At 58.8% G+C, this 25760-nt stretch carries 21 protein-coding genes and 4 pseudogenes; 11 read left to right on the plus strand and 14 right to left on the minus strand.

The annotated features are described in order from the left end of the window. Positions 1-630: 630 nt before the first annotated feature. Complete coding sequence (locus tag ML_RS17510; protein ID WP_269147017.1) at positions 631-759, minus strand: hypothetical protein; 129 nt, start codon at positions 757-759, stop codon at positions 631-633. A gap of 221 nt (positions 760-980) precedes the next feature. Between ML_RS17510 and ML_RS09900 the strand changes: the two genes are divergently transcribed. Continuing rightward, positions 981-1283: a hypothetical protein gene (locus ML_RS09900; RefSeq protein WP_145985201.1), complete on the plus strand. Its 303-nt coding sequence runs from the start codon at positions 981-983 to the stop codon at positions 1281-1283. Here ML_RS09900 and ML_RS09905 read toward each other — a convergent pair. Continuing rightward, the gene (locus ML_RS09905) at positions 1247-1531 is read right to left on the minus strand and encodes a hypothetical protein (RefSeq protein WP_049769837.1); all 285 of its coding nucleotides are present in this window, start codon (positions 1529-1531) and stop codon (positions 1247-1249) included. The genes ML_RS09900 and ML_RS09905 overlap by 37 nt on opposite strands. Positions 1532-1557: 26 nt before the next feature. Between ML_RS09905 and ML_RS17515 the strand changes: the two genes are divergently transcribed. Together ML_RS17515 and ML_RS09910 are read left to right on the plus strand one after the other, a co-directional pair. After that, entirely contained in the window at positions 1558-1686 is a 129-nt protein-coding gene (locus ML_RS17515) for a hypothetical protein (protein ID WP_269147018.1), read from the plus strand. Between the two features lie 291 nt (positions 1687-1977). Then, a pseudogene (locus ML_RS09910) lies at positions 1978-2253 on the plus strand (hypothetical protein); the annotation flags it as partial. A gap of 261 nt (positions 2254-2514) precedes the next feature. Here ML_RS09910 and ML_RS09915 read toward each other — a convergent pair. The 3 genes from ML_RS09915 to ychF form a co-directional block, all read right to left on the minus strand. After that, entirely contained in the window at positions 2515-2796 is a 282-nt protein-coding gene (locus ML_RS09915; protein ID WP_231846599.1) for a PPE family protein, SVP subgroup, read from the minus strand. Between the two features lie 839 nt (positions 2797-3635). Further along, complete coding sequence (locus ML_RS09920; RefSeq protein WP_156517118.1) at positions 3636-3803, minus strand: hypothetical protein; 168 nt, start codon at positions 3801-3803, stop codon at positions 3636-3638. Between the two features lie 837 nt (positions 3804-4640). After that, on the minus strand, positions 4641-5711 hold the full coding sequence (gene ychF, locus ML_RS09925; protein ID WP_010908625.1) for a redox-regulated ATPase YchF: 1071 nt from the start codon (positions 5709-5711) through the stop codon (positions 4641-4643). A 143-nt stretch (positions 5712-5854) separates the two neighbouring features. Here ychF and ML_RS09930 point away from each other — a divergent pair, with 143 nt between their 5' ends. Beyond that, positions 5855-6994: a DUF6542 domain-containing protein gene (locus ML_RS09930; RefSeq protein ID WP_197492561.1), complete on the plus strand. Its 1140-nt coding sequence runs from the start codon at positions 5855-5857 to the stop codon at positions 6992-6994. Positions 6995-7004: 10 nt separating this feature from the next. On the opposite strand, the gene ML_RS09935 is transcribed toward ML_RS09930, so the two are convergent. Further along, on the minus strand, positions 7005-8003 hold the full coding sequence (locus tag ML_RS09935) for a 4-hydroxy-3-methylbut-2-enyl diphosphate reductase (RefSeq protein WP_041323070.1): 999 nt from the start codon (positions 8001-8003) through the stop codon (positions 7005-7007). A gap of 177 nt (positions 8004-8180) precedes the next feature. Between ML_RS09935 and ML_RS09940 the strand changes: the two genes are divergently transcribed. Genes ML_RS09940 through ML_RS09955 form a run of 4 tightly spaced genes read left to right on the plus strand, consistent with a single transcriptional unit; the run spans position 8181 to position 11515 of the window. Next, positions 8181-8798, plus strand: coding sequence for a lipid droplet-associated protein (locus ML_RS09940; protein WP_010908628.1), 618 nt, complete (start codon positions 8181-8183; stop codon positions 8796-8798). Continuing rightward, positions 8795-10081, plus strand: a complete 1287-nt coding sequence (gene xseA / locus ML_RS09945; RefSeq protein WP_010908629.1) for an exodeoxyribonuclease VII large subunit — start codon at positions 8795-8797, stop codon at positions 10079-10081. The genes ML_RS09940 and xseA overlap by 4 nt, the downstream gene beginning before the upstream one ends. 16 nt (positions 10082-10097) lie before the next feature. After that, a complete protein-coding gene (locus ML_RS09950) occupies positions 10098-10334 on the plus strand; it encodes an exodeoxyribonuclease VII small subunit (RefSeq protein WP_172591971.1) in 237 nt (78 codons plus the stop codon). 50 nt (positions 10335-10384) lie between these two features. Continuing rightward, positions 10385-11515, plus strand: a complete 1131-nt coding sequence (locus ML_RS09955; RefSeq protein WP_010908631.1) for a 3-beta-hydroxysteroid dehydrogenase — start codon at positions 10385-10387, stop codon at positions 11513-11515. Positions 11516-11608: 93 nt separating this feature from the next. Here ML_RS09955 and ML_RS16415 read toward each other — a convergent pair. The 3 genes and pseudogenes from ML_RS16415 to ML_RS09965 all read right to left on the minus strand — a co-directional run. Next, positions 11609-12384: pseudogene (locus ML_RS16415) on the minus strand (hypothetical protein); the annotation flags it as partial. Between the two features lie 1021 nt (positions 12385-13405). Beyond that, a pseudogene (locus ML_RS09960) lies at positions 13406-14190 on the minus strand (dienelactone hydrolase family protein). A 27-nt stretch (positions 14191-14217) separates the two neighbouring features. Further along, the gene (locus ML_RS09965; protein WP_414085495.1) at positions 14218-14907 is read right to left on the minus strand and encodes a DUF4245 domain-containing protein; all 690 of its coding nucleotides are present in this window, start codon (positions 14905-14907) and stop codon (positions 14218-14220) included. Positions 14908-14989: 82 nt separating this feature from the next. Between ML_RS09965 and glpX the strand changes: the two genes are divergently transcribed. Together glpX and ML_RS09975 are read left to right on the plus strand one after the other, a co-directional pair. After that, a complete protein-coding gene (gene glpX, locus ML_RS09970) occupies positions 14990-16057 on the plus strand; it encodes a class II fructose-bisphosphatase (RefSeq protein WP_162618274.1) in 1068 nt (355 codons plus the stop codon). A gap of 26 nt (positions 16058-16083) precedes the next feature. After that, positions 16084-17490: a class II fumarate hydratase gene (locus ML_RS09975; RefSeq protein ID WP_010908634.1), complete on the plus strand. Its 1407-nt coding sequence runs from the start codon at positions 16084-16086 to the stop codon at positions 17488-17490. On the opposite strand, the pseudogene ML_RS18075 reads toward ML_RS09975, so the two are convergent. The 5 genes and pseudogenes from ML_RS18075 to glyA form a co-directional block, all read right to left on the minus strand. Further along, positions 17471-18989 (minus strand): annotated as a pseudogene (locus ML_RS18075) (adenylate/guanylate cyclase domain-containing protein). The gene ML_RS09975 and the pseudogene ML_RS18075 sit on opposite strands and share 20 nt — an antisense overlap. A gap of 141 nt (positions 18990-19130) precedes the next feature. Beyond that, positions 19131-20006 (minus strand): polysaccharide deacetylase family protein, encoded by an 876-nt coding sequence (locus tag ML_RS09990; protein ID WP_010908636.1) that lies wholly within the window; start codon positions 20004-20006, stop codon positions 19131-19133. 54 nt (positions 20007-20060) lie between these two features. Next, complete coding sequence (locus ML_RS09995; protein ID WP_010908637.1) at positions 20061-21362, minus strand: PhoH family protein; 1302 nt, start codon at positions 21360-21362, stop codon at positions 20061-20063. Between the two features lie 349 nt (positions 21363-21711). Next, a complete protein-coding gene (locus tag ML_RS10000; protein WP_010908638.1) occupies positions 21712-22539 on the minus strand; it encodes an acyl-ACP desaturase in 828 nt (275 codons plus the stop codon). Positions 22540-22595: 56 nt separating this feature from the next. Continuing rightward, a complete protein-coding gene (gene glyA, locus ML_RS10005) occupies positions 22596-23876 on the minus strand; it encodes a serine hydroxymethyltransferase (protein WP_010908639.1) in 1281 nt (426 codons plus the stop codon). A 128-nt stretch (positions 23877-24004) separates the two neighbouring features. On the opposite strand from glyA, the gene coaA reads away from it, so the two are divergent. Continuing rightward, the gene (gene coaA, locus ML_RS10010) at positions 24005-24943 is read left to right on the plus strand and encodes a type I pantothenate kinase (RefSeq protein WP_010908640.1); all 939 of its coding nucleotides are present in this window, start codon (positions 24005-24007) and stop codon (positions 24941-24943) included. Positions 24944-25760 lie beyond the last annotated feature (817 nt).

Below are 25760 nucleotides of genomic sequence, written 5' to 3' on the forward strand. Positions count from 1 at the left end.
TGTCGAAGTAGATGAATCCTCGCTTACCGGCGCGACCAACTAGCTCGAAGCCACTCCGAGCACCAACCTGACCGAACATCGCTACATGTTGTTTCGGCGGTACCACCATGGTGGCGGGAACAGCTGGTCGCGGCGGTGACCGCGATCGGGACCGACACCCAGGAGCGACGCGCCGCCGAACTCCTATCAAACAATCTGTCCGACGTCGGCCTACACTACTATAACTATAACCCTATACCCGATTCGGGTTCACCAGGGCTTACGCCAAGCCACAGCCAACGGCATCCCCGTTACGATAGCCAACGTCCCGGAAAGGATGCCCCCTGGTAGCTACGTTGACGACGCAGGCATAGGCATATGAGTTTACCAATTCGGGCTTTAGTCCGTGTCCTACGTTCATTGGAGACGCTCGGCCATGTAGAACGTTGTTCTTGTTCCGGCCAAGACCGGAACGCTCAGAGAGAACCGTGTACGGGTGGCACAGATGCACCCAGCTACCGGGCTCGCATACAAGGAGGCACTGCGCTGTGCGGCCTACACCGCTCCGTCATCGAACGGCGCCCCGCAGATCCATGCCACCTACGTAGCTCACGTTTAGGCCGCTGCGATCGTCAGCACAGAACCCACCGCTCACCTTCCATTCCTTTCCGGCAGGTCGTTCTCTGCGTCCATGTCTGGCACCGAACTCACCGTCAAAGGTGCACCGGAAGTGGTGTTGGCCTTCTGCACGTACGCGGCATCGAACTCGCCAAACAACATGGAACACACGGTCGCCTAGCTGTCCGCCGGCGGCTTGCGAGTGATCACAGTGACGCGGCGTCCACTGAACCCGTAGCAGGTTCAATGTATCCGGGACGACCCGGCCGACATTACCGGTTTCTATAGCGACGGCTTGTCCTTAGTGGGGTTGCTCGAGCTATCCGATACCCCGCGCGCGGAATAGGCCAAACTACTTGAGGATCTTCATGAACACGAGCTAGATGTGCAGCTGGTCACCGGCGATCATCCAATCAATAACCGCGGGATACATCGCTTCAGAATTCGGCATGGCGGTGAACACCACCCAGATCATCAGCGGTGCCGAGTGGGACGCCTTGTCGCGCAAGGACAAAGAGCTTGCTGGGACTGAGCGAGTCATCTTCGCCCGGATGACACCAGAGCACAAGGTGCAGACCATGCAGAAGTTAGAACGCAGCGTGCGGGCGGGCGTGCGCGATGGTCGGCGACGGCTCCAACGCCGCCGTCGTTATCGGTGTTGTGAGGCAGCAATGCCGACGAGGTAGGGCGCCATCACTGGCAGCGCAATTACCGAAATATCGCCATTGAACACCCGACAGTTGCTGCTGGTGAACATGCTGACCGACACGCTGCACACTACCGTCTTCGCGGTCAGCAAGCCCAGCGACCCGGTAAGTCCCGACACCCGCGGCCCGGATCGACGCACCCTCTGTCGTACTGTCGGCAGCCGCGGGACGACCACCGCGGCGTGAACCTTGGCCAGCTTCACCGGACTGCCGCTCCAGGCATCCACGGTAGCGCTGGCCGCCGGCCAGTTGGGTGCAAACGCTGCTGGACTCGGATACCGGGCTGGTTGTGCTGACCACTCTGGGATCGCTTGCGACGATGGGGACGTTGATCAGCATTACCCCAATAAACCTGCTACTGAGCTACACCCCGCTGGGTTAGACGCAGGCTGCCAGGAACAGCCGCTAACGGCCACAGTTGCCATGGCTGTTCTAAACAGTGTACTGCTGGATCCGGACAAATCATCCCCCACGAGACCCACGCCCAATCGGTCTCGCACAATCTTCACCATTCCGATGCGCTACAGCAGCGCATAGAGTTGCAGCAACGACATCTCTAGCACACGACCCACCGACGAAACTACGGGGTCGACCAGGCCGTCCGTCTACAACATATGTGATACGTTAACCACACGATCAGGAGAGCCGTCAAATCTTCGTCACTGAAAAGCAAATGAATGGCGGAAAACAAGTTCTCGCCAAACGATATTCCCAGCGTCAAGCTATGAAAAAACCCGCGGAAAGCGAAACCTTCGCCGTGAACCTCCAGCTGCTGAGCCATACCGAGACACAGCAGCCCGAACAACTGGCCTACTACAGCGGCCTGGCCGCGCTGGCCGCACTCTAACTCGTCGACTGACCGGTCACCTTGATTATCGCTATCGGACACCTGTTGGCGAGCAACCACCACAACCAGATCCTCGAAGAACTTGGTGAGCCAATGGAAGAGCTCGAGTCAGCCCCTTACCGTCTCACCTACGTAAACCAGTCTGCGATGAAATGCGAAGGTGCGTCGTTGCCGCTTGACAACAAGCCACCAGGTGATAGTGGTGTCGTTGGTTCGTTGAGAACCGGACCTTCCCGACTGCCGCACTTCATAGACACATTACCGTTGTAACGTAAGCAAATTGTGCTGGTATACCCGCCGGATCGTCCTCGTGGACATCACCCCTTCAGCGGTCAACGCCACGTTAGTAAAGCGTACCTGCAGTTATCCTCCGGCAAACGGGAATGACATCATGCTGTGTTCCACACCGTATCGGGGCACCACACCGGTGCGCCCCGCACCCGAGGATGACATCCCAGGCAACCCAGCAGCCGTATCGCCGGCTTCTAATGCAGTAAACGGGGTACCCTCAAATGCCTTGACATTAATAACAGCCCTCAGTGCCCGCCAAGCGGACGGCACCGAAACATCTGTCCGACCGCACCCGTGCTTCAGAATAGAGGCGAACACCTCACCCCAGGCCTGCACACACTCCCGCGCCCACAAGGGCAATATTTTAACTCGGCGCCCCTCGAGAATATGTTTTGGTTGCGAAATCTTTGTATTGTATATACCGTCAAGATGCATTTAAGGACTAAAATAATCATCGAGTAAATTGGGCAACCCTTGCAATATCGACTCAAGCAGCAATTCCCAGATGCCTTGGAGCCTGGCCGGCGGTTTAGACAACCGCGGCGCTCTGAGCCGGACACACTGTCAGAGTTGGTGTTCTACTGCAGTGACACGAATGGCGTCAACCCCGGCGAAGCGTCTGCTTAGTCGGCTATCTCGGTGGTGTACCTGACTCGGATGGTGCCCTGAGCCCATATCCCCTCGTAAACGAGATCGGTGCTCGGGATCACCACGCGATGTTCTGGCCAAAAAAGTTCGTCGCTATCAGGAACACCAGCTGGACACGATTGGTCGTGATCACGACTAGGAGGCACCGTACATAATGAACGCTGTTGTCTGTCGCCGTCACCTGGAGGGTCGTCACTTTACTTGGCCGACGGTTGCGGCCAGCCGTTGTACATAGGGAAGAACCTCAGCCGCCATCGACGCCGACTACGCATCCAACCACTGCGAGTTGGTAGCAAACCCGACACCACCGATGCATAGGTCTCAGCCATAAACTGCCACCGGCGGACAGCCCCTCTACAGATCACTGCGATGGTCCGCATTGAACCCGACCCCAGGCGTGCATGCAGCTGGAGTGCACCTCCGGCAACAAAGCCCCAAAATCCCATATCTCTTTATTCCCATGTTCACCGGTGTTCACTTGCACTACATGCGATCCGGTCGCGTGCGCCATGCGCACCAACTGCAATCAGTAGTGCGAACTGCAGCTAATAACTGCCTGTTGTCCAACGCCCGTAACCAGGCAGAACCACCCAAAACATGCCCAACCGAGGACCGCAATGATGCACGATGCACACATCGGCCCACCCAAAGTCACATTCGGCCAACGCGAACAACAGCAACCTGGTCAGCGATGAAAGACTCGACTTAGGCAATCTCGCGCAGGCTACAACAAGTCCGCGATAGCCCGCTGCCCAGGCCAGCCATTGCCGAGTGTCAGAAGCCAGCAGACGTCTGGAACGAAGTCAAAGATCCGCATTGACCGACAAGTGCAGCGAGCCACAAGGAAACAGGCGCCCGATGATCTGATCAAGATGCTAAGCGAGTGCATTCAACGCAGGTACTGGGCGACAATCCACACAGCTGGCTGTTTCCCGGCAAATGTGAGCCAGTTGCATCGAGCTCGGTGTGGCAAGGCTCGCCTACAGGACAACGCCAGGGACCGTGTTTGCCAATCTGACCGGGTTGTTGCGCAACCACACAGTGCACGGTAGAACGGCCAGCCTTAGCGAGAAGTAGTTCAAAGTCTCGGTGCCCACGCCAACTCCAAAAGATACACGTTGATTGTGTCTTCAAAAACACAACAAAGTAGTAGCACGGCCAGCACCGAGGGTACTGCTTTAGTTTTGATTCCTCAGTGCAACAGATGCCCCTACCGATCAATAAGTCACGATATGGTTAATCCTACCGTGCGTCAACTTCCTGCCGTTCCAGGCTGGTTGCCGATGTAGCTATGCGGATTGAAATGGCGCGTAAGGTAACCCGATATTGGTATTGTATATTCAAATACTACACCCAAGCCAGCCGAACAACATGTCGTAGAAAGTGATGCGGTGCCCCTAGTCATGCAATCCTGCAAACTCAATGTGACTAAACACCACACCACAGCATTTTTCCTTTCCAGGTTTAAATCTACTACGTTATAAGTAGTAGATAGAGATGGCGGTCTAGGTAAATCCCAGTTAGTTCCTTCGGACTAAATTTTTTGACGTTTATCCGTGCCGGAACTCCACCACATCGCCGTCGGCCATCACGTAGTCCTTGCCTTCCGTTCGGACCTTACCTGCCGCCTTTGCTGCCGACATTGACCCGGTAGCGATCAGGTCGTCATACGACACGATCTCGGCTTTAATGAAACGCTTCTCGAAGTCGGTGTGAATCACCCCGGCTGCCTTCGACGCGGTATCGCCCTGATGGATGGTCCATGCCCGCACCTCCTTTGGTCCCACCGTCAGAAAAGTCTGCAGCGCCAGCGTGCGGAAACCGGCGCGAGCCAGGGCATCGAGCCCCCGCTCGGTCTGCCCGATTGACTCGAGTAGCTCAGCGGCCGACTCGTCATCCAATTCAGCCAGCTCGGCCTCGATGGCGGCGTCCAAGAACACCGCATCCGCGGGCGCGACGAGCTGGCGCAGCTCAGCTACCCATGCGGCAGCGGTCAGCACTGCCTCGTCAGCATTGAAAACGTAGAGGAACGGTTTGTTGGTCAGCAGATTCAGCTCCCGCAGCGCAGATCCGTCTACACCGGCGGCGAATAACGTCGTCCCGACGTTTAACACCTGTTGTGCGTTGATTGCCGCGGCGTAGATGGGTTTGCGTTCCTTGTGGTTGCGAGCTTCTTTCTCCAGCCGCGGCAGAGCCCGCTCAAGGGTGTCCAGGTCAGCCAGGATCAATTCAGTATCGATAATCCCGATATCAGACTGGGGATCCACGCGTCCTGTGACATGTGTGATGTCGTCGCCGGAGAACACCCGAACCACTTGGCAGATTGCGTCGCATTCGCGGATATGGGCCAGAAACTTGTTACCAAGCCCGGCCCCCTCGGACGCACCCTTTACCAGGCCGGCAATGTCAACGAAGGTCACCTGGGCCGGCAGGATACGCTCCGATCCGAACAACTCGGCTAGTTTGGCCAGCCGCGGATCAGGCAGGGAGACGACGCCCTCATTCGGTTCGATCGTTGCAAACGGATAGTTGGCAACCACCACATTGCTCCTGGTCAACGCGTTGAACAATGTCGACTTGCCGACGTTGGGTAGACCCACGATTCCCAAACTCAGGCTCACAGGGAACCAAGTCTAGAGTTCAGCTCAACAATGGTCGGTCCCCGGCTGGGATGGAACGCCCGAATGAATACATGGCACGCCAGAGGTCAATACTAAATAAAGTATTTACGGGCTTTTCGGCCTATTGCCGGTACGGTCAACATGTGTCGAAACAACAAGCTCGGTCAACAGTGGAATCTACCTACCGCTCAATCCTCCCGAATATCCCAGGTGTGCCGTGGTGGGCAGCCCTGCTTATCGCTACGACCGCGTCGGCGATCGGATATGCAATCGACGCGGGTAATACGGACCTGACCACTGTCTTCACCGGTTTTTACATTACGGGGTGCGTAGCAGCAGTGCTGGCGGTGCGGCAATCGGGACTGTTCACCGCAGTCATTCAGCCGCCGCTGATACTATTCTGTGCGGTACCCGCCGCCTACTGGCTGTTCCACGGCAGCAAGATCAAAAGTCTCAAGGACCTCCTGATCAACTGCGGCTATCCCCTTATTGAGCGTTTCCCGCTTATGTTAGGTACCGCCGGTAGTGTGCTGCTGATCGGCCTGGTCAGGTGGTTCTTTCAGCTAATGTACCGGACAACCGCATCGTCAAACAGCGAGGACGACACCGTTAGCAAGCCAAACTCTTTGATCAGCGGCATCACTGCGGTACTGAACTCGATTCTCTGCATCTATTCCAACGACCAGAATCATCGGGCCAACCAAGACACCGCCGACACGGAGCTAATGCATTCAGATCCTCCCCTGAGAACCCGACAAACAGCCCGGGACAATCGTTCCGCCCGAACCCACTCCGGACAGGCTCGACGTGTGGTGGAGTACACAAGCGAACCGTTGGTCGAGCCCTGGCAGCACTCAAGCCAACGTTCCTCGGAGCAAGCCCGCGACTTTGACGCCGGCGAGTCACCTCGTCGATCACGTCGCCAACCTACGCCGCAGAGTGATCCAGAGCTGCGTAGCCAGCCACCACGAGAAATCCGTCGAGACGCTTACGGACACCGCAGCGGTCCCTACGAGTGGCCGACCAACCATAGCAGCCACTTGGAGCCATACAGAAGGTACAAGCAACCCGGACCACCCGAGCACTTCACTGAGCACGGGCAGCTCTACGAACGCTACAAGCAGCCGCGCCGTCGGGCCACACCACCCAGAGCAAGCAGCGTCAACCCGATCTCGCAGGTCCGCTACCGCGGGTCAACCGCCCGAGACGATCCTCGTGTCGACCGACAACGATCCCAGACACCCCGCCGACCCGTGACCGAATCCTGGGAATTCGACGTTTGAGTCCGGTCGCTTAGTGCGCAGACCGGATCTCCCGGGGCAGCGCAAACACCAGTGCCTCGTTGGCAGTCGTCACTGACTGAACCACATCGTAGCCGCGTTCAGCCAACCACTTCAGTACGCCTTGCACTAGTATATCGGGAACAGATGCCCCCGAGGTGACACCCACTGTCGTGACCCCGGCCAGCCACGCCGGGTCGATATCCTTGGCCCAGTCAACCAGGTACGCGGCACCAGCGCCGCTACCCATTGCCACCTCAACCAGTCGCACCGAATTCGAGGAATTTCGAGACCCGACGACGATGACCAGCTCGCACTCGGGAGCCATCGCCTTGACCGCGACCTGCCGGTTCTGGGTAGCATAGCAAATGTCGTCGCTAGGTGGGTCTTGCAACTTCGGGAAGCGCTGCCGCAACCGCTCGACGATCCGCATGGTCTCGTCCACCGACAGCGTGGTCTGTGACAACCAGACCACCTTGTTCTCGTCGCGAACCACTACCTGCTGCACAGCGGCCAGCCCGTCGACAAGTTGCACATGCGTGGGCGCCTCTCCGGCGGTTGCGATGACTTCCTCGTGGCCCTCATGCCCGATCAGCAGGATGTCATAATCGTTACGGGCGAACCGCTTGACCTCGTTGTGCACCTTGGTGACAAGCGGACAAGTGGCGTCAATGGTCCGCAGATTCCGCTCGGCCGCGGCCGCATACACCGTTGGTGCGACCCCGTGAGCGGAGAAAATCACGATGGCGCCCTCGGGAACGTAGTCGGTCTCCTCGACAAAAACCGCACCGGCCCTTTCCAAGGTCTCGACCACGTGCCGGTTATGTACGATCTCATGGCGCACATAGACGGGGGGGCCATACTTCCGCAGCGACCGCTCGACCGTTTCGACGGCGCGATCCACCCCTGCGCAGTAGCCACGCGGTTCGGCCAACAGGACCCGTTTGCGCTTTAGGTTTTCAACTATTGACCTCGAAGCACCGGGAATTCCCATGTTCACAGTTGGCGGCATGCCCTTCACGTTACTTCCCGTCGATAGAGTACTTTATCTGCCTACCTAGACGGCGCCTGGGTTTGATTGAGTAGCGATCCGCTGCACCCGGCTCCGGCACACTTACGATCATCACTAACGCCGTCAGCTGGCACCAATGACTTGGAGTTGGCCGTAGGTTAAGGCAGTCTTAGACGTATGGCTACTGCACCGTATGGGGTTCGGCTTTTAGTCGGCGCTGCGACAGTCGCTGTCGAAGAGACGTTGAAGTTGCCGCGAACCGTCCTAATGTGCCCCATGACGTTGGCCAGTCAAGTGGCACACATTGTGATGAGATTCCAGCAGAACCTGGCTGGGCTGGTGACTAAGGGCGACGGCACCCTAGAGACGCTGTTTCCAGCGAAAAGCGAACAACCGGAGTGGGCCACGTTTGATGAGGACTTGACTGACACAGTCGACGAAACCCCCACCCCATTGCCCGTAGGTGATGTCATCGAGATCGATTGCCGATCCGAGGAACGATTCGCCTTGTACTCGGTGTCCGACACATCTGAGCCTGAGGACGCCGATTCGTTGACTCAGTCCATGCCCACCAGGCACGTGAAGAAGGCGGCGGCTAAGCTGATGGTTCATGCACCGGAAGTTGCCGACGATATCGACTATCCGGCTCTGACCCTGGCCCAGCTACGGGGCAAGCTGCAATCGCTGGATCTTGGCGAGCTCGAAGCCCTGCTGGTTTACGAGCAGGCCACCAAGGCTCGTGCTCCGTTCCAGACGCTGCTCGCCAACAGGATCACCAGCACGACTGCGAAGTGACGGAAGCGGTGCCGACTGACTCAGTCGACTCGAAAGCCAGTTCACAGGTAAATTCGGCCGAGAACCCGTTCCCAGTTCGCGCGGTGGCGCTCCGGATCGCGGGATGGATCGACAAGCTGGGCACTGTTTGGGTAGAGGGACAATTGGCGCAAATCACCATGCGGCCCAACGCTAAGACCGTGTTCATGGTCTTACGTGACCCGGCTGCCGACATATCGCTGATTGTGACTTGCTCGCGCGACTTTGTGCTACGCGCGCCGGTGAAACTAGCCGAAGGCATTCAGGTAGTGGTATGCGGCAAACCCTCATTCTACATCGGGCGCGGAACATTTTCTTTGCGCCTCAGCGATATTCGCGCAGTCGGCATCGGAGAGCTGCTAGTACGCATCGATCGGCTACGCCGACTGTTGGACTCTGAGGGGCTCTTTGACCCACGGCTTAAACGGCCGATACCCTTCCTGCCCAACATGATCGGGATCATCACTGGCCGGGCCAGCGCTGCCGAACGCGATGTAACAACCGTGGCTAGCGCGCGCTGGCCTGCGGCGCGTTTCGCTATCCGCAACACCGCTGTCCAGGGGCCCAACGCGGTGAGCCAGATTGTCGAGGCGTTGCGGGAACTTGATCGCAACGTTGATGTCGAGGTGATCGTGGTTGCCCGAGGTGGTGGCAGCGTCGAGGACCTGCTGACGTTTTCCGATGAAACGCTGTGCCGCGCGATCGCAGCGTGCCGCACGCCGGTGATCAGCGCAGTCGGTCACGAACCCGACAACCCGCTATGCGATCTGGTCGCCGATCTGCGCGCCGCCACGCCCACCGACGCCGCCAAGAAAGTGGTCCCGGATGCCGCTGTCGAGCAGCGACTGATCGAGGACTTGCAGCGGCGCAGCGCGCAGGCACTCCGCAATTGGGTATCCCGCGAGCAGCGGACGCTAGTCCAACTACGCAGTCGCCCAGTGCTGGCTGAACCGCTGCGGACGCTGACGACGCGCTCCGAAGAAATTCACCGCGCCCAGTCGGCGATTCGCCGCGAGATCATTCGGCTGGTCACCACCGAGACCGAGCGGGTCGGTCATCTGGCCACGCAGCTAGCCACATTGGGCCCGGCAGCCACGTTGGCGCGCGGCTATGCCATAGTGCAAGCCTTGGAAGACGGGACGCAAACCGTTACTGCGGCAGTGCTGCGGTCAGTCGATGATGCACCCACAGGCACCAGACTGCGGGTGCGGGTCTCTGACGGCGCCATAGTGGCAGTTAGTGAAGGACGGGCCGATGGTCCCTGAAGACGATACCGCCGCGATGCGCTCCACTACTCCTATTAATACTACACCTATTAATCAACTTGGCTATGAAGCTTGCCGAGACGAGCTGATCGAAGTTGTGCGACTCTTGGAACAGGGTGGGCTAAATCTCGATATGTCGCTGAAGCTTTGGGAAAGAGGAGAACAGCTCGCTAAAAGATGTGAAGAGCACTTAGATGGCGCTCGCCAGCGAGTCGCCGATGTGCTCTCCGCCAGGCAGGTCGAAGAAGCCTAATGCCGATCAAATTAAAGACCGGTTTCCTTTAACTTAAACACGTGTCAGTTATGCTTCGCGGCGTGGGTAACGCATCGTTGACGACCGAGCTCGGACGCGTCTTGGTCACCGGCGGTTCGGGCTTCGTCGGCGCTAATCTGGTGACCGCCTTGCTGGAACGCGGATACCAGGTACGCTCTTTCGACCGCGCCCCGATGCCGCTGCCGCAGCACCCGCAGCTGGAGGTGCTGCAAGGTGACATCACCGACGCTACGGTCTGCACTACAGCGATGGACAGCATCGATACAGTCTTTCACACCGCGGCAATCATCGAGCTAATGGGCGGCGCTTCGGTGACCGACGAGTATCGGCAGCGCAGCTACACGGTCAACGTGGGCGGTACCGAAAACTTGCTCCGCGCAGGACAAAAGTCCGGAGTCAAACGGTTCGTCTACACCGCATCCAACAGTGTGGTGATGGGGGGCACTCCCATCACCGGGGGTGATGAAACAATGCCCTATACCAAGCGGTTCAACGACCTGTACACCGAAACCAAAGTGGTCGCCGAAAAATTCGTACTCTCACAAAACGGCGTACCCGATGGTGAAACCATGCTAACATGTTCGATCAGACCCAGTGGCATATGGGGTCGCGGCGACCAGACAATGTTCCGTAAGGCATTCGAAAGTGTCGTATCCGGTCACGTCAAGGTACTCATCGGGAGTAAGAACGCCAAACTGGATAACTCCTACGTGCACAACCTGGTGCACGGCTTAATCTTGGCTGCCGAGCACCTGGTCCCAGGCGGCACCGCACCTGGACAAGCCTACTTCATCAACGATGGCGAGCCGATCAACTTCTTCGATTTCATGGGGCCAATCATCAAGGCGTGTGGTGAAAATTGGCCACGGGTGCGGATCTCCGGTCGGCTGGTGCGCAACGTGATGGCTGTGTGGCAGCGGCTACACTTCGGCTTCGGGCTTCCGAAGCCTCCGATGGAACCGCTTGCGGTAGAACGAGTTTACCTCGACAACTACTTTTCCATCGAAAAGGCGCACAAAGAGCTGGGCTATCGGCCGCTGTTCACTACCGAACAGGCCATGGCTGAATGTCTACCTTACTACACAGAGTTATTCGAACAAATCAAGGTGGCTGCCAAGCCCCATTTGGCATCCATAGCCGCCACCCCGCGGCCCGAGTAGCGGGCGCACAAGCATTGAAACTGCAAGCTGTGCCAATATTTTCGGGTGGGTGCAACCGTTTAAGTGTAGCGGCAGCTCCGACGCATGAATGTGTTGCGCTACGTCCTCGGGCTTACCCTCAATGATCATACGGATGATGATCACAGCCGAGTTTTTCGAGCTTGCGCCGCTGGTCCTGATCGCTGATGTACTGACCGGCGAGTTGGTGCGATGGTGATAGCCGTCATACTTGACAACCACCTTGTACTTCTACAAGACCATGTCGACAACGACAATCAGTCGCCAGTTTGGCTGCACAGGTATTTGCGTGGTGGGAATGGGCAGATAGGCGTCGATCAGCAGTAAGCGCAGCTACATCTCCTTGGGCGACGCGGCGCCCGGATCGGTCAGTGGCACCGTCGCGTGTAACCTACGCAGGCGCTCGCGCACCCGGGTATCGCTTGGCTAGCAGCACGTCCTAGCTCGAATACGGCGTTGCCTGCATCAGTGTGTCGAGCCGCGTAACCGCCTTGCCGGTGGGCAATTGTACGGCTAAGTCAAACGCCGTTTTTGCGCAAGTGGTCACCAGCAGACCGACGATACGGGTAATCTCGTCCGACTTGACTCGCTGATTACGGGTGATCACGCCGATCGGGGGATGTGGTTACGCCAGATCAATTCGATGGACTCATCGTCGTCATTACAATCCGAACCGTGCAGCGCCGCCGCGGCAAGACCGGCCAGGACGTCGCGTCGACCAGAACCACAACCACGCCCCAACCGAACACGTTCGCAGCGATGACGAGGTGCAATCCTGCAGATAAATATCGGGGTAGATCGCACGTAACCCGGTTACATAACTGATACGTGCCTAGTCTACCCGGCCACACGGCCTAACGGCCCACAAAACGTTGTCCACAAAGGAAATGAAGTCACGACGGATCTGCAAGATTGTTGAATTGTACTTTGTGTGCATGTTCTGTTGTGGGGGTGGAGTAAAGGGTGGTGGGTCAGTGTATTGGCGGGTCGGTGCGTCAGGTCGCAAAGGTCGGTATCGATGCCGTGGTGATGCGGGTATGAGAGTCGTTTCGAGGTCTTGGTCTCACGCTGGGGTTGTACAGCGATTCTGTGGTAGGGCGTTGTCTTGTGGTTGATCATGGCCGCAGTGATCACATCAGTGCTGTGGTCCTTGGATAGGTGTAGCAGCTGCACGAATCCGCTACTTGTGTTCGGCCAGGGCGCCGATTTGGGGGTCTAATTTTTGCCGATGATTACATCATCCGCCCAATGCTATGAGGTTAGAGCACCACACGGTCGTGTAGTTTTCGCGGGACGTGCACTGGTGGTGGCCATACCTAGAGAATAATGGTGGTGCCCGGTTTTAGCGTGCTGTGCCCTCAGCGTGCGGAACATCCACCCAGTGCGCACATGTTGGTTGAGCTTGGACTCGATGTTGAAGTGTTTTATAGGACACCTGCATCTTTCGGGCCGGTCGGGATAGGTTTTGGGCCAACACCCCCACAATTTGTTCGGGACTGTACTTCTTGGCCAGCACACATGTCTATCTCCGTACGCAGCTGCCCACAACGCTCACCTTGCCGGCCTTTAAAGCCACTGGGCCCACTGCATAGCTAAGCAATACAAGCTCAGTAACCCGATTGAGCGTCTTAGCCAGCATAGTTGGTGTCGAATCAGTGCAACCCCCAAAGCAACCCGCAAACACGCGGGCCCCACCCTTGCTGGTGATCTCACGCACGATCCCCACCCCCACCCAACCCAAACGAACGGTTAACGATCGATCACATCAACTCACAACACTGCAACACACCGCCACCCTTTACTCCACCCCCACAACAGAACATGCACACAAAGTACAATTCAACCCCGTCAATCCGAATACTCTACTTAGGCTTAAGGCAAAGTCCGAGTGAGGAATTCAATTCACCCACTTACGGTCCTCGTAGGATGGCTCACCATCGACTTGGCGGATCTAATCGGTCAAGCACCAAATGCGCCGTCCTGATGAAACCATGTGGCCCGGTCTCGAGGCGATCTAGATCCCCTCGAACGGCGTCTCCGAGCCGCTGCTTGAGCATCGTAAACCGTTCGCACGGCAACATCCTGTCCTCACCGAACCGCAGTCCCATGACGCACAACCCTTCATTGGCACACCTTCATTGGCACAGCGGTCGGAGACAACAATCAGATCGGAGGGACTCCATTCGAGATCGCTACGGCTCGCGGTGGGCAGCGGGATTGGTAGCGACGGCTTCCTGAACACCGTCGCCAGCGCAAAACCACCGGTTAAACACTGGCTGGTCACGCCGACACCCTTGCCCGGCGTTGACACGTTAAGGTCACGCGTCAACGCACGCAGAAACAGCACCACCGGACGCTGTTGATTGGTCGCAAATACCGTGAATTCCCTCGCTAAACAATCCCGTACGGTGGAGGCGATGGTGTAGCCGGCTCACATCATCTTACCCGACTCACCGAACAACGACGGGATGGTTACGATGAAACCGTTACCCACCAGGTGATTGCCCAGGACCGGCACACCGGGATGGATACAGGGCACCTCGGGAATCAGCACCGCTAATGGCCGGGGCCTTTGCGGCAGACGTCATGGATGTAGCTGGCTTCCGGTAAAACGGTTTCACCGACCACTCGGACAGGTCCGCTTGAGGTGCAGGCACCAGGGTGCCCCTTAATCTGGTTTTACCTCAACGCGCCGGCAACGGCTGCTGTGATTGCGTCGCCGACGCCAGCATCCGGAACTGGCTAGAGCAGCCAGCCCCGGTGATCGCGATCTGAGCAGCACCGACCGGGCTAGCGAACCTGCTGGTCCATACTGGCTCGGCGGCCGCACCGCTGTGGTCTTTCTTCTGGTCCGAGCCTTGATAGACTACCCACTTGGTGCCAGCCACATCGACAGTGCCGGTCGGATGTGAAGAAGGATGGATCGAGGCGACCAGTCTATCCTCGTCGGCATTGCTCTGGGTCAGGCTCAGATACATTCCTGTAGGGGTGATATATCCCACGGTCGAAGTAACCGCGGGCAGCCGCTTACCGGTGGATAGGTCCATACGCCCATCTTCTATACTGCCGCGACTACCGGAGTTAGACCGCCAGCCCGTGGGTAACTCAGGCAACCGAACCGGAAACCCCAACGCTCGAGCGTCTGCCCGCAAGGCCGCTGCCGCGTCGTAAGACGAAACCGTGCTCTTGGTCGTGCCGCCCGGGGCAAACGTACACGTCCCGGCCATGCCGGCCAGCAGGATGCACCCAACCACCAGCGGCACCAGCGACCAGAACATGTCACGACCGTCCTGCAACAGTCGCGGTTTAGCCGACCATGACACCGAACCCGGCTTATTGGCGACCTCGGAATTTGGCTGCCACTCAAAGGTCACCCGTCTAGTATCCCAGCCCTGCTGGTTAACAGCTAGAGCCCAGCTCCAAGTGGCGGATCTACTTCTGGGACAATCATTAACCATGACAGCTGAGGGCGACGGCTCGTTCAAACCCGGTCCGCCGACGGAGCGGCGTGGTGAAGCGCCAGACCGCAACCTGGCCATGGAACTTGTCCGGGTTACCGAAGCCGGTGCCATGGCCGCCGGCCGGTGGGTGGGCCGCGGCAACAAGGAGGGCGGTGACGGCGCGGCCGTCGATACGATACGGGAACTGGTGAACACAGTCTCGATGCGCGGTGTCGTTGTCATCGGCGAAGGCGAGAAAGACCATGCGCCGATGCTGTACAACGGCGAGGAAGTCGGCAACGGTGACGGCCCAGACTGCGACTTTGCAGTCGATCCGATTGACGGCACCACGCTGATGAGCAAAGGCATGCCCAACGCCATCTCGGTGCTGGCGGTCGCCGATCGGGGCGCGATGTTCGACCCTTCGGCAGTGTTTTACATGAACAAGATCACCGTTGGTCCTGACGCCGCGCACGTCCTAGACATCACCGCGCCGATCGGCGAGAACATCCGGGCGGTCGCCAAGGTCAAAGACTTATCAGTGCGGGACATGACCGTGTGCATACTGGATCGGCCACGACACGCCCAGTTGATCGACGACGTCCGCGCCACCGGCGCCAGGATCCGGCTAATCACCGACGGCGACGTCGCCGGCGCAATCTCCGCGTGCCGCCCCCAATCGGGCACCGACATGTTGGCTGGTATCGGCGGCACCCCGGAAGGCATCATCGCAGCCGCGGCGATCCGGTGCATGGGCGGGGCGATCCAAGCTCAACTAGCGCCACGCGATGACGTCGAACGCCGCAAGGCTCTCGACGCCGGCTACAACCTAGACCGGATTTTGACTACCGAAGATCTGGTTTCCGGAGAAAACGTCTTCTTCTGCGCCACTGGGGTCACCGACGGCGATCTGCTCAAGGGGGTGCGCTACTACGCTGGCGGCTGCACCACCCAGTCAATCGTGATGCGTTCGAAGTCGGGCACCGTTCGGATGATCGAGGCCTACCACCGGCTCTCTAAACTCAACGAATACTCCGCCATCGACTTCACCGGCGATAACAACGCCGCCTACCCCCTGCCGTAAACCACGCAATGAAGAGGACCCAATTCATGGCCGACAGCGCCGAATACCGCATCGAGCACGACACCATGGGCGAAGTCCGGGTACCGGCAATAGCATTGTGGCGCGCGCAAACCCAGCGCGCGGTGGAGAACTTCCCAATCTCCGGTCGAGGTTTAGAGCGCACCCAAATCCGAGCGTTGGGTCTGCTGAAAGGCGCTTGCGCGCAGGTCAACAAAGACCTGGGATTGTTGGCTTCGGAGAAAGCCAACGCAATCATTGCCGCGGCGGCCACAATCGCCGACGGCTACCACGACGACCAATTCCCGATTGACGTATTCCAAACCGGATCCGGCACCAGCTCCAACATGAACACCAACGAGGTTATCGGCAGCATCGCGGCAGCCAACGGTGTACCGGTGCATCCCAACGACGACGTCAACATGTCGCAATCATCCAACGACACATTCCCGACCGCTACCCACATCGCAGCCACCGAAGCCGCGGTACGCCATCTGATTCCGGCGCTGCAAGAGCTGCACGCCGCACTGGCGACCAAGTCCAGCGAGTGGCACACGGTGGTGAAATCGGGTCGCACGCACTTGATGGACGCCGTTCCGGTAACACTCGGCCAGGAGTTCGGTGGATACGCTCGCCAAATCGAGGCCGGAATCGAGCGCGTACGCGCCACGCTGCCACGGCTTGGTGAACTGGCAATCGGCGGCACCGCAGTAGGCACCGGCCTCAACGCTCCCGATGGCTTCGGCGCTAAGGTGGTCGAGGCACTGATCGCTACCACGGGTCTGACCGAACTACGACCGGCAGCAAACTCATTCGAGGCACAGGCCGCCCGAGACGGGCTTGTAGAGGCATCCGGGGCGCTGCGCACTATCGCGGTGTCACTGACTAAGATTGCCAACGATATTCGGTTGATGGGATCCGGTCCGCTGACCGGCCTGGCGGAGATCCAGCTGCCAGACTTACAGCCGGGTAGCTCGATCATGCCAGGCAAGGTAAATCCGGTTCTTCCGGAGGCGGTTACCCAGGTTGCCGCGCAGGTGATTGGCAATGATGCCGCCGTTGCCTGGGGCGGTGCAAATGGAGCCTTTGAGCTCAACGTCTATATCCCGATGATGGCCCGCAACATCTTGGAGTCGTACCAGCTGCTAACCAACGTGTCCAGGCTGTTTGCGGAGCGTTGTATTAAAGGGCTTTCCGCCAATATCGAGCACCTGCGCGAGCTGGCCGAGTCGTCGCAGTCGATCGTGACACCCTTGAATTCGGCCATCGGATACGAGGAGGCTGCCGCGGTGGTCAAACAAGCACTCAAGGAACGCAAGACCCTCCGTCAGACCGTTATCGACCGCGGCTTGATCGGGGACAAGCTGTCCCTCGAGGAGCTGGACCGCCGACTTGATGTGCTGGCGATGGCAAAAGTCAAGCCAGCGGATTCCTAACCGAATTGAGGAAAATTAGTCGAGGCCAGATGGCGCCAAGACCTACCTGCGTGGCCTCCGAGCGCCCGCACAGCACCATGGAACAGCGTTCGACCCAGTACTCGACTTCGCTCGCTCGGTCGATGGCTACCTTACAAAGATCAAGATCCGGTGGTCTGCGGTTTGGGCCAGGTCGGCTAGCCGTGCAGCCTCATTGACCGCATCACCGATCACGGTGTATTCATAGCGGTTTCCGGCACCAATGTTGCCCGCAAAGAGTCGACCTGTCGATACGGCCAATACCGAAGTCCACCGGAAGTTAGCGCAGCTGAATACTGAGGGCACGTGCGGCGGCCTTGGCAGCCGCTGCGGGTTCGTTGATCTGGATCAGCGCGCCAAACACGGCCAGCGCGGCATCGTCGGCAAATTTGTTTATCAGCCTGTGATGATCGTCAACGGCGCCGACAACGATCCGGAAAAGTCGTGGAGCACCTCAGCAACTTCTTGTGGGGGAGGCTGTACGCCAACTGCGTATAGCCCACCAGGTCGATGAAAAGAACTGCGACCTCAACCACAGATTCACTGACAGCTACATGCACCTCCTCGATAGCGCTATGGGCTACGCCCGTCCCAACATAACGCCCAAACAAGCCATGCAACCGGTCACGTTCGGCAAGGCCAGCTACGATGCGGTTGAATCCTGTTTGCAGGAGACCAATTTAGGAGCGCTCGTAGGAACCGACATACGTTCCCATGTGGGCCGCACTCGACTTCCACCATCGCGTTGACGACCTCGCCAATTGGATCCGATATAGATTTCGTCGTCAGGATCATGATCGGCAGCCAACAACCATCGCTGCTAGTGGCACCACTAATCGCGGCACAATCCAATGACGCAGATTTTTGAATAAGCCAGCCGTATTTACGCAAAACCACAAATGTCATAGTGGCCCCGATAGAAAGTACGCTGCACAAGAATCACAGGAGAATCATTTTCACCAACACGCCGGGCATTGCCAGGCGCAGACTCGGAACCCGAGTGTGGTGACCCGCACGATCGACCGCAGGGTGCGTTGTGTAAGTTGTTTAATGTGTTATAGGAGTCAACTCAGTGCCTTCTGGCTGGCCGGTCTGCCAAGCAACACAACAAGCCCCATATGGGCAGCAGAAGCGTAGCCCCGCAAGCACGATTTAGCAGCATCAAGTATAGCCGCCAACCAACCAGGCCCAAGGTGACAAACAGAATTGCCTACTGGCGTCCTGGAATTTTCATGACGGTGTCTCGTTGATCCAGAGTCGGCTCCTCCCCCGCGACAAACCAACCCAGCGTGGAAACCAGGATCAGCGCACCCCGACCCGCAACGCCGATGACCACCAGCACCAGCAGAGCCGCAATAGCGTTGGCATTCTTCTGCACGAAGTCGAGGTATGTGTGGCCCCTGAGCGGAATCAAAATGGCAGACGAATCGATGACAGCAAACGTAGGCCGTGGCGCAGTCGACGGCGCACTGAATCGACAGCCCGCCAACCGTCTTTCGCTGGCCTTTGCACCTCCCGCCGGATCTGGCAGCAAGATTCCACCGCAGCCGCGTACCCCAACCCAGAACACACCCCGCGTTGCTCACGCTAACAAGTTACCCGAACGTATCGCGAGCCCGTGCTTAAGCACCGTCATTCGATCCACCCGAATTCTGGCCAGAAATGTCGGTTATCGGGAAGTTGGGCATCGGCTTGGGCGACGAGGTGTTGGGCAACGCCGGGATCAGGTTGGCCGGAATATCATGAAGCTGGTTAACTGGCGGACCGTTCTCCCGACGACCGTAGCTGCTGCCGGGCGCTCGAGGACCAAGCAATTCGGTAACTGTCACCAGCCGGTAGCCGTTGGCCTTGAGCACCGGGATGAACTGATACACTAGGTCGACGGTGCTCGAGTACGTGTCATGGAACAACACTACCGACCCCGGCTTGATCTGCATCATCAACATACAACGCGTTGCTACTGTGTCGGAGTCGTTAGTCCAGTCGAAAGGAATTACATCCCAAAGGATTTCGGCTTGACCATAGCGGCCGGCAACCTGACGCACCGCCTCATTGGACAATCCGCCGGCAGGACGCCACAGCGTCGGCGTCCTGCCGGTTGCCACGGTAATAGCGTGATTAGCTCTGGAGAACTGGTCGGCGATGTCCTCGGTCGAGAGCATCGTCATATTGGGATGTTCCCACGTGTGGCTGCCTATCTCCATGCCCGCATCAACGATGCGCTTGGCTCCCGCCGGGTTAGTTGCCACCTTGTTGCCGATAAGGAAGAACGTGGCCTTGGCGTCGTTGTCCTTCAGGATTTGCACAAGCCGGTCCGTGTACGGTCCCGGACCATCGTCGAACGTCAACGCTATGCACTTGACTTGCGCGCAACTCATGTCGTCGGCCCGCGTCACGTGACCGGTAAGGGCGCCGATCACCAGCACTGCCCCGGCCGCGACGACGCCGAAGACGGTCCGCGAATAGCGCCAAGCCTGAGTGTCAGGTCGTTTCAACACGATAGCAGCCTACCGAAGAGCAGCGCCGCCAGTGAGTTTGGAATCTGGGAGCCGTCAGTGCGGACCGGCGATCTCCTCGAACATCTCGGTGACCAACGCCGCAACGGGTGACCGCTCGCTACGCTGCAAGGTGACGTGAGCAAACAGAGGATGGCCTTTAAGCTTCTCGATCACTCCCGCCACGCCGTCGTGGCGGCCGACGCGCAAGTTGTCGCGCTGAGCGATATCATGGGTCAGCACCACCCGCGATCCCGTGCCCAGCCTAGACAACACCGTCAGCAGGACATTGCGCTCGAGTGACTGTGCCTCGTCGACAATGACGAACGAATCATGCAATGAACGTCCCCGAATGTGGGTCAATGGCAACACCTCAAGCATGCTCCGGGAGAGAACCTCCTCAAGCACCGCGGGACTAGCCAGACCCTCGAGAGTATCGAAGACAGCCTGGGCCCACGGGCCCATCTTCTCGCTCTCACTGCCGGGCAAATAACCCAGCTCTTGGCCACCGACGGCGTATAACGGGCGGAAGACCACTACCTTGCGGTGACTCCGCCGCTCCAGCACCGCCTCTAGACCGGCGCATAGTGCCAGCGCCGACTTGCCGGTACCGGCTTTGCCGCCCAGCGACACGATGCCCACCGATTCATCAAGGAGGAGATCGAGCGCTACGCGTTGTTCAGCGGAACGACCACGCAGCCCGAACACTTCGCGGTCACCGCGAACCAGCTGGACTCGTTTGGCAGCAGTGACGCGGCCCAGTGCATGGGAGTTACTGCCCAGCAGTCGAATCCCAGTATGACAAGGCAGGTCTCTGGCTTCGCCCAGGTCGATCTTGCCTTCGGCGAACAGTGCGTCGATGTCTTCAGCGCAAGTCTCAATCTCGTGCATCCCGGACCAGCCGGAAGCGACAACATCCTGCGCGTGGTACTCGTCGGCGGCAAGTCCGACCGCAGCGGCCTTGACCCGAAGTGGAAGGTCCTTGCTGACCAGCGTGACGCGCCTACCTTCGGCGGCCAGGTTGGCAGCACAGCTCAAGATCCGGGAATCGTTACTGTCGGTGCGAAAGCCGGCAGGCAGCACCGTGGGGTCCGAGTGGTTGAGTTCAACATGCAGCGTCCCGCCTTGCATTCCTACCGGTATGGGCTGATCCAGCCGTCCGTGATCGAGTCGAAGATCATCGAACAGACGCAACGCCTGACGAGCAAACCACCCCAGTTCATGGTGGTGGCGTTTGGCCTCCAGTTCACTGATTACCACCAGCGGCACCACCACTTCGTGTTCGGCGAACCGACTGCACGCCCAGGGATCAGACAACAACACAGAGGTGTCGATCACGTACGTCCGGATATCGGTCACAGAACGCTCCTCGAGCTAGTGGTCCCGCTCTTCAACTGGGGCCCCCATTCCACGGGCCGCGTCGGCGGGCTTGACTTGATCGCCCAGCGTCTGCACGGTCCAAAATTTGCGACCCACATCATCGCCAGACTAACTCCGTGCAGCCCCACACAAGCATCTTGGCTAAGGCTGCGACACCAGGACCGGGGCCCGGTCCTGGTGTCGCCGTGACCGGAAGTGTCGCCCTGGCGGCAGGGCATATAGCTGGCCATCGAATACAACGCTACTCTCGTGGCGGCACTGCCGTTGCGCAGGCGCGCCGAGACCGGACTGGCGAGGATTCCCAGCGTACGTCGGGAGGAAAAGCGACTTAGCTGGTGACGAATTGCGCCAGTTGCGGTTCGTTTATCAAACCCCATGCGGTGATGCGGTCGGAGATCACTTGCCGCAGTTCGACAGATCCGAAAATACCAGCAGCGGAGATGTTTTCTACTTTGTCGTGGTAAGCGTCAATGTCAGCACCGAGGACATCTAGACCGGCTGCACGAGCGGCAATCGCGGCGACCGTCTCGTCGCGATTGCACTCCAGACAGTGCGCGACGAGGTTGGCGAAGAACTCCTCGTGACGTACTTCGTCTTTGACGATCTGGTTGATCAGTCCGAACAAAGCGGGCTCCTTAATCTGCGCTGCCAAGCTGCCGCAGAAAAAGGCGTAACTGCGCTCCAGGAACGCCATGTAGACCAAGGTTTCGATCTGCGTGTACGAGTTGACGCGGTAGCCCTTCATCACGTGCTCGACTCGAACCTGTTCGTTGGCTACCGGATCGACTTCTCGGGTCACTACCAAGTATTCGCGCAATGCGATGGCATGCAGATGCTCCTCCGCGGTCCACCTGCCGAGCCAACGACCCCACCAACCTTCGAGAATGAAATGCTCGACGAGTTCGCGGTGATAACCGGCGAGGTTGTCTTTAAGAATCAGCAGGATCTCGCAGGCGTCCGTGACGGCCTTGGCCAACGTCGCCTGGGACGGATCCCAATCGCGGCCGCCAAGGAAGGCAAAGTTTTCACCCCGGTCGAACGGTACGTAGTCGTGGGCGAACCAGAGTTCCTCGTTTGCGAAGTGTCGAGCCATGTTGTCTTTCACCACAGGCTCAAGCTGAAGGATCAATGCGTTAGGTACAGGTTTCTGTGCCATAAGGTAACTGTAACCCGTTTACACAGTTTTTGTTAAATCAGAAGATTACGTGTAACCTAGCGACCGGCCAAGCTCCAGTCCTCAAGTCCCCCGTAGAGCGGGAAGTCCCTGGCAAGTCGGGTAACCTGCTGCCGCAGCGCGGCCACATCGACACTGCCACCAGTGGTCAGCACCGTCGCGATGATGTCCGCGACCTCGGTGAACTCCGCTTCACCGAACCCTCGGGTTGCCAGCGCGGGGGTTCCTATCCGCAGGCCTGAGGTCACCATCGGCGGCCGGGGGTCATTGGGAACCACGTTGCGGTTGACAGTGATGCCGACCTCGTGCAGCAGATCTTCTGCTGCCTGGCCGTCGAACGGGGAGTTGCGCAGGTCGACCAGCACTAGGTGGACGTCAGTGCCACCACTGACCACCGACACCCCGGCCTTGGTGACATCAGCGGCGGTAAGCCGATCGGCGAGAATCCGGGCGCCGGCCAGCGTGCGCTGCTGCCGGTCGGTGAACTCAGGCGTGGTAGCAATCTTCAGCGCGACCGCCTTGCCCGCGATGACATGCATAAGCGGTCCACCCTGCTGGCCAGGAAACACCGCTGAGTTGATGGCCGTGGCGAACTCCTGCTTGCCCAGGATCAAACCGGAACGGCCCCCGCCAAGAGTCTTGTGAACGGTCGTGGACACCACATCTGCATGCGGCACTGGAGACGGGTGCAACCCCACCGCAACCAGGCCCGCGAAATGCGCCATGTCGACCCACAGCTTGGCGCCGACTTCGTCTGCGATCGACCGAAAAGCAGCGAAGTCCAGAATCCGCGGATAGGCCGACCAGCCAGCGATCAGCACCTTCGGGCGGAATTCGAGCGCCTTGGCCCGCACCGCGTCCATATCGATGAGATGCGTTGTCGCGTCGACGCCATAAAAGCCGGTTTCATACAGCTTGCCGGAGAAGTTCAGCCGCATGCCATGCGTCAGATGACCGCCATTGGCGAGATCCAGACCCAGCAGCCGCTCCCCCGGAGACATCAGCGCGTGCAGTACCGCGGCGTTGGCCTGGGCCCCCGAGTGCGGCTGCACGTTGGCGAAGTCGGCACCGAACAGCGCCTTGGCCCGGTCGCGGGCGATGTTCTCCACGACGTCGACGTGCTCGCAGCCGTCGTAATAGCGTCGGCCGGGCAACCCCTCAGCGTACTTGTTGGTCAGCACGCTGCCTTGGGCCTGTAGAACCGAGCGCGGCACAAAGTTCTCTGAAGCGATCATCTCCAAGGTGTCCCGTTGCCGGCCTAGCTCTTTGCCCAGTAGCTCGGCGATATCCGGGTCGACTTCAGCCAGCGGCGCGACCATCAGAGAGGCGTTGCCGAAAAGAATGGTACGAGCATCAGATGCGGCAGTCACAGCCGCCAGTCTATCGCGTGTTAGCTTTTAGCCAGCCCAGCCGTCGTGCGCACGCCTTATCCTGCAAGACTGGCACTATGCCACGGCTTAGCGAGCCGAGCCCGTATGTCGAGTTTGACCGAAAGCAGTGGCGCGCGCTTCGCATGTCGACGCCACTAGCCCTCACCGAAGAGGAACTGATCGGCTTACGTGGTCTTGGTGAACAGATCGACCTGCTCGAAGTTGAAGAGGTTTACCTACCACTAGCCCGGCTGATTCATCTTCAGGTAGCCGCCCGCCAGCGCTTGTTTGCCGCCACCGCGGAATTCCTCGGCGAGCCACAACAAAACCCTGGCCGGCCGGTGCCGTTCATCATCGGGGTGGCTGGCAGCGTGGCAGTCGGCAAATCAACCACCGCCCGCGTGCTGCAAGCACTGTTGGCTCGCTGGGATCACCATACCCGGGTCGATCTGGTGACCACCGACGGTTTTCTCTATCCCAACGCCGAATTGGGTAGGCGCAATCTTATGCACCGCAAAGGTTTTCCAGAAAGTTATAACCGCCGGGCACTGATGCGGTTCGTGACCTCGGTGAAGTCCGGTGCCGATTACGCGTGCGCACCAGTGTATTCACATCTGCGCTACGACACCATCCCCGGTGCCAAGCACGTGGTCCGCCATCCCGATATCCTGATCTTGGAGGGTCTCAACGTATTGCAGACCGGCCCCACCCTGATGGTGTCTGACTTATTCGACTTCTCGCTCTACGTGGACGCCCGGATCCAAGACATCGAGCAGTGGTACGTGTCGCGGTTTTTGGCCATGCGCGGTACGGCATTCGCCGACCCAGAGTCACACTTCCACCACTACTCGGCTCTGACCGATTCGAAGGCAATCATCGCCGCCCGAGAAATCTGGCGGTCGATCAACCGGCCCAACCTGGTAGAGAACATTCTGCCGACCCGCCCCCGCGCCACCCTGGTACTACGCAAAGACGCTGACCACTCCATTAACCGGCTACGCTTGCGCAAGCTGTAGCGCAAGAACAAACTGAGGCGGGTCAGCGGCTCGAGTTGGTTAATCACCTCATATTTAGCGACCGGCCAGTGCAACCTCCGTTGTCCCGCCCGGCCAGTAACCAGTAACTTGTCCGTTTAGACTTCAAGGTGTCGTCGTGATGGTCATTTGGTGGTTATTTTTTGCTGGTTTGGTTTGGGTGGTGTTGTGGTGGGCTGGTGGGGTGTGGGTGGTTGATCTGCGCTAGAAGGTTGCCGTATGTGCCGCCGACGGCCGGATCATCGATGCACTGTTCACTAACACGATACTGCTGCACCCGGCGGCATGCCTGCTTGCTGGCTGAGGGCCGGTCAACAAGCCGCCGACACCGATACCAGCGGCAGAAATGGTGCAAGGGATAACATCAGGTGCGAATAGTTATACCGTGCACGGGGACGTGCCTGTTCAGGTGCGGCCACATTGACCACGCCGACACCTCAAGGCCATGACATGCACACTAAAACGCCCCTACCCCGCGGCGCTAACAACTACCCTCACACCCACGCCTGCATCGATATCGCCTTCAGCACAGCCCAGGTGCCCAGCCCCTGGCATCATCAACATGTAGACCAAGCAGCACCCACCACCGACATGCTTACGTGCGCCGCGCTAATCGTGTCCACTGCGGCAAAGCACACGAAGCCTCATCGAAAGCAGGCAGTCAGCCACCCACCAACAAAAACCCCGCAACACAGCAAAACACGTCAACAGGATTCCGGGCTGCCCCCCACGACTACCGAACATATCGGCCAGTCATAAAACGCAAAAACAGCCATTTCACCCACCACCGACAAAACAC

This window comes from Mycobacterium leprae TN (assembly GCF_000195855.1).
GTDB lineage: Bacteria > Actinomycetota > Actinomycetes > Mycobacteriales > Mycobacteriaceae > Mycobacterium > Mycobacterium leprae.

What these genes read in the sequence shown, in the direction of transcription:
- ML_RS17510 (WP_269147017.1), bottom strand. Translation starts at nt 759, where the DNA reads ATGTTGTTTGGCGAGTTCGATGCCGCGTACGTGCAGAAGGCCAACACC.
- ML_RS09900 (WP_145985201.1), top strand. Translation starts at nt 981, where the DNA reads ATGTGCAGCTGGTCACCGGCGATCATCCAATCAATAACCGCGGGATAC.
- ML_RS09935 (WP_041323070.1), bottom strand. Translation starts at nt 8,003, where the DNA reads ATGCCGCCAACTGTGAACATGGGAATTCCCGGTGCTTCGAGGTCAATA.
- ML_RS09940 (WP_010908628.1), top strand. Translation starts at nt 8,181, where the DNA reads ATGGCTACTGCACCGTATGGGGTTCGGCTTTTAGTCGGCGCTGCGACA.
- ML_RS09950 (WP_172591971.1), top strand. Translation starts at nt 10,098, where the DNA reads ATGCGCTCCACTACTCCTATTAATACTACACCTATTAATCAACTTGGC.
- ML_RS09955 (WP_010908631.1), top strand. Translation starts at nt 10,385, where the DNA reads ATGCTTCGCGGCGTGGGTAACGCATCGTTGACGACCGAGCTCGGACGC.
- glpX (WP_162618274.1), top strand. Translation starts at nt 14,990, where the DNA reads ATGACAGCTGAGGGCGACGGCTCGTTCAAACCCGGTCCGCCGACGGAG.
- ML_RS09975 (WP_010908634.1), top strand. Translation starts at nt 16,084, where the DNA reads ATGGCCGACAGCGCCGAATACCGCATCGAGCACGACACCATGGGCGAA.
- ML_RS10000 (WP_010908638.1), bottom strand. Translation starts at nt 22,539, where the DNA reads ATGGCACAGAAACCTGTACCTAACGCATTGATCCTTCAGCTTGAGCCT.
- glyA (WP_010908639.1), bottom strand. Translation starts at nt 23,876, where the DNA reads ATGGTCGCGCCGCTGGCTGAAGTCGACCCGGATATCGCCGAGCTACTG.
- coaA (WP_010908640.1), top strand. Translation starts at nt 24,005, where the DNA reads ATGCCACGGCTTAGCGAGCCGAGCCCGTATGTCGAGTTTGACCGAAAG.